The 6,999-nt window shown below is 63.8% G+C and carries 4 protein-coding genes; all 4 read right to left on the reverse strand.

The window, feature by feature from the left end; all coding sequences use genetic code 11:
- Positions 1-5: 5 nt before the first annotated feature.
- Entirely contained in the window at positions 6-1,325 is a 1,320-nt protein-coding gene (locus tag AC3WLP_RS22225; protein WP_003251986.1) for an MFS transporter, read from the reverse strand.
- A gap of 254 nt (positions 1,326-1,579) precedes the next feature.
- Positions 1,580-2,914 (reverse strand): sigma-54-dependent transcriptional regulator, encoded by a 1,335-nt coding sequence (locus tag AC3WLP_RS22230; RefSeq protein ID WP_088513336.1) that lies wholly within the window; start codon positions 2,912-2,914, stop codon positions 1,580-1,582.
- Entirely contained in the window at positions 2,908-4,665 is a 1,758-nt protein-coding gene (locus AC3WLP_RS22235) for an ATP-binding protein (protein ID WP_012053622.1), read from the reverse strand. Before AC3WLP_RS22235 ends, AC3WLP_RS22230 begins: the two co-directional genes overlap by 7 nt.
- Positions 4,666-4,752: 87 nt before the next feature.
- Positions 4,753-6,999 (reverse strand): beta-glucosidase BglX (gene bglX / locus AC3WLP_RS22240; protein WP_103340246.1); only part of this gene is annotated, 2,247 nt, incomplete at its 5' end.

The raw sequence follows: 6,999 nt of genomic DNA on the forward strand, positions 1-6,999 counted from the left end.
CAGCGTTACTCAGTGGTGATTCGCGAGTGCTGCTTGGTGTCTTTCATGGTCGCGTAAACCAGCAGCGAGCAGGCGATACAGGCGGTGACATACCAGTAAAAGCCGCTCTCCATTCCAGCGCTTTTGAACCACAGGGCCACGTATTCGGCGGTGCCACCGAAGATCGACACGGTCAGGGCATACGGCAGGCCCACGCCCAGGGCGCGAATCTCGGTAGGGAACAGCTCGGCTTTGACCACGGCGTTGATCGAGGTATAGCCGCTTACGATGATCAGTGCGGCCATGATCAGGAAGAACGCACCCCACCAGGTCTGGATGGTGTGCAGGGTGCTGAGGATGGGGACGGTGAACAGGGTGCCGAGTACACCGAAAGCGATCAGGATCGGACGGCGACCGATCTTGTCGGACAGACCACCGATCACCGGCTGCAGGCACATGAACAGGAACAGCGTGGCGGCCGAGATGGTGGTCGAGTCACTGATGCTCATGCCTACGGTGTTGACCAGGTATTTCTGCATGTAGGTGGTGTAGGTGTAGAAGGCCAAGGTGCCGCCCATGGTCAGACCGACGACGGTCATCAGCTCCTTGGGGTGACGCAGCAGGGTGCGCATCAGGCTTTCCTTGGCCTTTTCCTTCTTGGTGAACGAGGCGGTTTCTTCCATACCGCGACGCAGGTACAGGGCCACCACGGCGCACAGCGCACCGATCACGAACGGCACGCGCCAGCCCCAGGCGTACAACTGCTCGGTGGTCAGGGTCTGTTGCAGGACGATCAGGACCGCCAGGGCGATGAGCTGGCCAGAGATCAGGGTCACGTACTGGAAGCTGGAGAAGAAACCACGGCGCTCCTTGCTGGCCATCTCGCTGAGGTAGGTGGCCGAGGTGCCGTATTCACCACCCACCGACAGGCCCTGCAGCAGGCGCGCGATGACCAGCAGGACAGGTGCGGCGACGCCGATGGTTTCATAACCTGGGGTCAGGGCGATGACCAGCGAGCCTGCGCACATGAGCAGTACCGACGCCATCAGCGCGGCCTTGCGGCCCTTGCGGTCGGCGTACAGGCCCATCAGCCAGCCACCGATCGGGCGCATGAGGAAGCCCACGGCGAAGATCGCAGCGGTATTGAGCAGTTGTGCGGTGGAGTCGCCGGCGGGGAAGAAGGCCTTGGCGAAGTACAGCGAGAATGCGGCGTAGACGTACCAGTCGTACCATTCGACCATGTTGCCGATGGACCCGCTGAAGATCGACTTCAGGCGGCTGGCGGTGGTTTTTTCTGCGGCAGGCGCGGTGGCCGCCCCGGCGGGCAGGGAGGTGGCGTTATCCATCAGGGATACCTTCTCGTTGTTTTTGTGGAGCGCGCCGTGGCGCAGCTTGCCAAGGCAATTGCAGAAGGTGTGCCAAATGGGGGCGGGCTGATTCATTTCAGGGCATCCAATACCCCAAAACCGGCACAGTAGTGGGGCTTGCGCTGCCCTTTGCGGGAGCGGGCTTGCCTGCGAAGGGCTGCAAAGCAGCCCGGAATCTCGAGGTGATAAGCGGTTTTTTGCCGACCAGGTGCAGGTCATAAGCGGATTTCCGCTCATTCCTGCCCAACAAAATCCTCGCGCACCAGCCCATGCCGTTGCATCTTCTCGTTAAGGGTGCGCCGCGGCAGTTGCAACGCCTCCATCACCGACTTGATCTCGCCCCCATGCTGACGCAAGGCCGCGCGCAGGCATTGCGCCTCGAATGCTTCCATCTGCTCGCCCAGCGACTGCCCGGCAGGTGCCACCTCGATGTTTGGCGAACCCAGCCCCAGCGCATGCCGCTCCGCCGCATTGGCCAGCTCACGCACGTTGCCAGGCCAGTCATGTGACAGCAGCTGCGCCAGCTGTGCAGCCGATAGCGGCGGGGCGGTGCGACCCAGCTTTTCACCTGCAGCACGGGCAAAGTGTTCGAACAGCAGCGGTATGTCCTCCCGCCGCTCGCGCAGCGGTGCCAGGCGCAATTCGGCCACGTTCAGGCGGTAGGCCAGGTCTTCGCGGAAGCGCCCGGCACGCGCCTCCTCGAGCAGGTCGGGCTTGGTCGCAGCAATGATGCGCAGGTCCACGCTGATGCTCTGGTTGGCCCCCAGGCGCTCCAGCTTCTGCTCCTGTATCACCCGCAACAGCTTGGCCTGTTGGGCCAGTGGCATGCTCTCGATTTCGTCGAGGAACACGGTGCCACCGTTGGCATATTCCAGCTTGCCGATCCGTTTACCCTGGGCGCCCGTGAAGGCGCCGCTCTCATGGCCGAACAGTTCGGCCTCGAACAACGACTCGGGGATGGCTGCGCAGTTGAGGGCTACTAAGGGCTTGGCGGCACGGGGGCCAAAGTCGTGCAGGCAGCGGGCCACCCGCTCCTTGCCACTGCCGGTTTCACCGCGAATCAGCACGTTCACCGGCAGGCCGGCCAGGTCCAGCACTTGCCGGCGCAGCTGTTGCAGGCCCTGGGACATGCCCAGTAGCGTGACTTCCAGGCGTGACTTGAGGTCGGCCTGCTCGTGGAGCCGGCGGTTCTCAAGCACCAGCTGGCGCTTTTCCAGGGCGCGGCGCAGGCTGCCCAGCAAGTCTTGCGGCGTAAAGGGTTTTTCCAGGAAGTCATAGGCCCCCATGCGCATGGCTTCTACCGCCATCGGTACATCACCGTGACCGGTCAGCAGAATCACGGGCAGGTCGGGGTCGTTCGCCTGCAGGCGTTCGAGCAATTGCAGGCCATCCATGCCCGGCATGCGCACATCGCTGATGATCACCCCAGGGAAGTGCTGCGGCAGGTGTGCCAGGCACGCTTCGGCGTGAGCGAACAACTGCACGCTGAAGCCAGACAGGCTCAGCCATTGCTCGACAGCAGTGCGGATACTGGCTTCATCATCGACGACGATCACCGAATTCAACATACAGGCTCCAGGTCACGGGGCAGGGTAAGGCTCAGGCGCGCGCCGCCAGGCAGGTTTTCGGCCCGCAGCTGGCCGCCGGCCTCGTGGACGATGCCGTAGGAAATGGCCAGGCCCAGCCCTAGCCCTTCCCCCACCGGTTTGGTGGTGAAGAACGGGTCGAAGACCTTGGCCAGGTCGGCTTCGGCAATGCCGCCACCCGAGTCGAGCACACTCAGGCGCCATAGCTCCCCGTCGGGTTCAATGCGGATCTCCAGGCGTTTGTAACGCTTGTCGAGCATGGCGTCGAGTGCATTGTGCAGGAGGTTTATCAGCACCTGCTCCAGGCGGATGGCATCGCCGCGTACCCAGGCCGGGCGTGCCAGGTACAGCGCCACTTCCACGTCTTCGTTGCGAAGGCGCGCCTCCAGCAGGTGCAAGGCCTGGTCGACCACGGTTGCCAGGTCAAGGCGTTCGCGCAGGCCCATCGGGCTGTTGCGGGCAAAGGTTTTCAGGTGGCTGGTAAGTGCTGCCATGCGCGTGAGCATCTGTTCCAGTGGCTCCAGCGCTTGCCGCGCTTCGTCATGGCGACCATGGTCAAGCAGCAGGCGCAGGGTTTCCAGTTGCATACGCTGGGTGGTCAGCGGTTGGTTGATTTCGTGGGCCATGGCTGCCGACATCTGCCCGAGAGCGGCGAGCTTGGCTGATTGCACCAGGCCTTCCTGGGCAGTGCGCAGCTCACGGGTGCGTTCTTCGACCTGGCGTTCGAGTTCTTGCCGGCTGCGCTGGCGCAGGCGTGCCAGGCGCAGGCGTTGGCTGACGAAAAGGGCGGCGAACACCAGGCTCAGCCAGACGGCGGCGGCGCCAAGCGCGGCATTACGGCCGTCGGCAGCGACCTGCGGTTTGCGCAGCAGGTGCAAGGTCCAGTTTTCGCCTTCCAGCGGCAGGCTTTCCCACAGGTACTCGGTACTACCCTCGGGGCCTTGCACGCGGCTAAGGGTGCTGTAGGGGGCAAACCGCGTCAGCACCTGATGGTGTAGCGGCACCAGCGGTTGCTTGTCGTACTGACGGGTTTCGGCCAGCTCGGCACGGTCGGCGCCACTGAGCGGCTGAAGTTCGCGGTAGCGCCAGCCATCCTGGTTTGCGATGAAAGTGATGCCGCGGGCGTCGCTGACCAACAGGATATCGTTGCCCTGTCGCCATTCGCGTTCCAGCTCGGGGAACTCCAGCTTGACCACCATGGCGCCAAGGAATCGGCCATGCTCGTCGTTCACCGCGCTGGCGAGGAAGTAGCCCGGCACGCCACTGGTCACGCCCACGGCATAGAAGCGGCCACTGCCCTGGTTGCGGGTTTGCTTGAAGTAGGGTCGGAAGCCGTAGTTGGAGCCGACGTAGCTGCTGGGCAGCCGCCAGTTGCTGGCGGCAATGGCCAGCCCGGTGCGGTCGAGCAGCTCGAGGGTGGAGGAATTGGCGGCGCCATTGATGCGTTCGAGCTTGAGGTTCAGGGCGTTCTGAACCTTTTCGTCGACCGGGCCGCGCAAGGCTGCGATCAGCTCCGGGTCCAGCGCCAGCACGGCGGGGAGGGCACGGTAGCGATCGATCAGGGTGTGCAGTGCGTTGGCGTACAGGCCCAGTTGCTGGCTGGCACGCTTGGCGTCGTCTTCCATGGCCTGGCGCTTGGCCTGGTGCATGGCCCAGCCGGCGCTGAGTGCGGTACCCAGCACGATCAGCAGGGTGATCAGCCCCAGACGCAGGGCGCGAACGGAAAAGGGCATCGGGGGGCGGATCCGGTGGTGGGATAACGGGGCCGGCCTCTTCGCGGGTTTACCCGAGAAGAGGCCGGAACAGGCGGCCTTTTTCAGTCAAAGCAATTCAAAGCTCTGCTGCTGCACCGCCTGGGAGTCCAGCCCTACCTGGACATTGAACTCCCCTGGTTCGGCAACCCGCTGCAACTGGCCATTGTAGAACTTCAGGTCGTCCTCGCTGATGCGGAAGGTCAACGTGCGGGTTTCACCCGGTTCAAGCATCAGCTTCTGGAAGTTTTTCAGCTCTTTCACTGGGCGGCTCATCGACGCCGACACATCCTGCAGGTACAGCTGCACCACCGTCTCGCCTGCAACCTTGCCGGAGTTCTTGACCGTTACCTTGGCTTCCAGCGTATCGCCGCGCTTGAGATCCTTGCTCGACAGGTTCAGGCCCGACAGCTCGAAGCTGCTGTAGCTCAAGCCATAGCCGAACGGGTAAAGCGGCCCGTTGGGTTCTTCGAAGTATTGCGAGGTGTAGTTGCCCGGCTTACCCGGCGTGAACGGCCGGCCGATGCGGGTGTGGTTGTAGTACATCGGGATCTGCCCCACCGACCGTGGGAAGGTAATGGCCAGCTTGCCGGAGGGGTTGTAGTCGCCAAACAGCACGTCGGCGATGGCATTGCCGCCTTCGGTGCCGGCGAACCAGGTTTCGAGGATGGCGTCGGCCTGCTCGCGCTCCCAGCTGATCGACAGCGGCCGGCCGTTCATCAACACCAGCACCAGCGGTTTGCCGGTGGCCTTGAGCGCCTTGATCAGCTCGCGCTGGCTGGCAGGGATCTCCAGGGTGGTGCGGCTCGACGACTCGTGGGACATGCCACGGGACTCGCCGACCACTGCGACCACGACGTCGGATTGCTTCGCCGCCTTGACTGCTTCATCGATCAGCACGGCAGGCGGGCGTGGGTCGTCGACGATTTCCGGGGCATCGAAGTTGAGGAAGTTCAGGTAATCGAAGATCGCCTTGTCGCCCGTGACGTTGGAGCCTTTGGCGTAGACCAGCTTGGCCTTGCCCTCCACGGCGCGGCGCAAGCCTTCGCGCACGGTCACCGAGTGAACGGGCTTACCGTCGGCGGCCCAACTGCCCATCATGTCGATCGGGGCATCGGCCAATGGGCCGACCAAGGCAATGGTGCCGGTCTTTTTCAGCGGCAGGGTCTGGTTGCGGTTTTCCAGCAGCACCAGGCTGCGGCGTGCCACGTCACGCGCAGCTTCGCGGTGCAGGCGGTCGTTGCCGTAGTAGTCCTTCAGGTCGGTTTCGGCCTTGCCGATGCGCACGTACGGGTCTTTGAACAGGCCCATGTCGTACTTGGCACCCAGCACTTCACGCACCGCCTGGTCCAGCTCGCGCTGGGTCACCTCACCGGACTTCAGCAGGCCCGGTAGCTCTTCGCCGTACAGGGTATCGTTCATGCTCATGTCGATGCCGGCCTTGATCGCCAGCTTGGCGGCTTCACGGCCATCACGGGCGACGCCGTGGCGAATCAGCTCCTGGATGGCACCGTGGTCGCTGATGGTCACGCCCTTGAAGCCCCACTCCTTGCGCAGCAGGTCGTTCATCAGCCAGGTGTTGGAGGTGGCCGGTACGCCGTTGATCGAGTTCAGCGCCACCATCACGCCACCGGCACCCGCATCGAGCGCGGCGCGATAGGGTGGCAGGTAGTCGTTGTACATTTTCGGCAGGCTCATATCGACCGTGTTGTAGTCGCGCCCGCCTTCCACGGCGCCATACAAGGCGAAATGTTTGACGATGGCCATGATGCTGTCGGGGTTGGCCGGGCTGCTGCCCTGGAACGAGCGCACCATTACCTGGCCGATTCTCGAGGTCAGGTAGGTGTCTTCGCCGAAACCTTCACTGGTGCGGCCCCAGCGCGGGTCACGGGCGATATCCACCATTGGCGCGAACGTCATGTCCAGGGCGTCGGCCGAGGCTTCGATCGCGGCGGTGCGGCCGACCTTGGCGACGGCCTCCATGTCCCAGGTAGCGGCCATGCCCAGGCCGATCGGGAAGATGGTGCGCTCGCCGTGGACGGTGTCGTAGGCGAAGAACATCGGGATCTTCAGGCGGCTGCGCATTGCCGCGTCCTGCATCGGCCGGTTTTCGGGGGCCGTGCGGGAGTTGAAGGTGCCACCGATACGGCCGGCGGCGATTTCCTCGCGGATCTTGTCGCGGGGCATTTCCGGGCCGATGCTGATCAGGCGCAACTGGCCGATTTTCTCGGCTTCGGTCATCTGGCTGATCAGATGCTCGATGAATGCCTGCTTGTCCTGCAGGGGCGGGGCGGTGGGGGCGGCGACGGCCGCCTG

The organism is Pseudomonas sp. FW305-E2 (assembly GCF_058782925.1).